At 38.3% G+C, this 1,273-nt stretch carries 1 protein-coding gene; it reads right to left on the bottom strand.

What is annotated here, in order from left to right:
- Positions 1-136 precede the first annotated feature (136 nt).
- Positions 137-1,108: a ubiquinol oxidase subunit II gene (cyoA, locus tag ACFIL3_RS10255; protein ID WP_375615577.1), complete on the bottom strand. Its 972-nt coding sequence runs from the start codon at positions 1,106-1,108 to the stop codon at positions 137-139.
- Positions 1,109-1,273: the final 165 nt, after the last annotated feature.

Here is a 1,273-nt window from a genome sequence, read left to right as displayed (position 1 = left end):
GTGCAAGCGCATGAAAAGCACCTGCCGTAGGATCTGTAAGTCTTCCAAACATTTCTCAACCCATTTCAAATGAAATTTAAGTTTAAAAGAAACCTTATATTAAAAATATTAAAAGGGCTCTTTCTCTATTGACCCTTTAAATAACATCAGGATCAAATACTGAACACAGTGCACCCCATAGCGTCTGAGCAGCAGCACGTTTCATTAAATCTTCATTACACACCGTATTTTCATCGACACATCGATTAACAACACGATAGTAAAGCCGCTTCTCAACAGGTGCAAAATAACGAACCTCAGCATCTTTTTCCTTCGCAGCAATATCACCCATACGAGGCGCAATAGAAAGTTGACGATAAGATGTACGATCAAGTACTCGACCATTAGCCCGAGCTTTTACAATCCAATCCTCAAAATCCTGCGAAGACACAGAATGCCACTTAAACCGCATACCCGAAAAACCATCACCACTGTAATTTGCTGAGGTCCCTTTGAATACCCCTTGTTCTTCAGCAACCAAATGCAACTTAGCATTCATCTGCGGCATAGCATAAAGAACCGTACCCAATTTGGGAACCCAAAAGGCATTGACAGAATTCTCTGACGTCAATTGCAATAAAACTTGACGTCCTTCAGGCGCGTAAATTTCATTAATCGATGCAACACCATATTCAGGATAAATAAAAAGCCATTTCCAATCAAGAGCTACAGCATCAATCTGCAATGGCTTTCCTTCACCCACCACCTCTACTGGAAGGGGATTTGTAGGCTCAAGCTTATAGGTATAATAAGTTGTTAATGAACCTAAAACCATTATGATTACAACTGGAATACTCCACATCAACGCTTCAATTTTATTTGAATGCGCCCAATCAGGAGAATAGTCCGCTTTCACATTCGATGCACGATATTTTATAGCTAAAAATACCACACTCACCATTACTGGAATGACAACGCAAAGCATAACAGCCACACAAACAACAATCAAAATGAGCTGTTGACGTGCAACATAACCTGATGGCTGTATAACATCAATTTTACAACCAGACAAAAGCAGTGCTCCCCCTAAAATCACAAGCATCTCTAATTGTCTAACAAAGCTTTTCATCTTCATTTACCCCCGTCATACGCACTAAAAACTGTCATAAATATATACCTCATATTGTACAGATTTGAAAATAATTATCAAGAGAATTAAATGCCTATATTACTCTTATTAAACGCTTACTCTTTACCTATCACAATTTAATTGTTTTGCTTAATTGTTTTGCAA

It is taken from the genome of Bartonella sp. CE47NXGY, assembly GCF_042195415.1.
Lineage (GTDB): Bacteria > Pseudomonadota > Alphaproteobacteria > Rhizobiales > Rhizobiaceae > Bartonella.
Note: the sequence above shows the minus strand (reverse complement) of the source record. Positions and strands in the feature narration are given on the sequence as shown.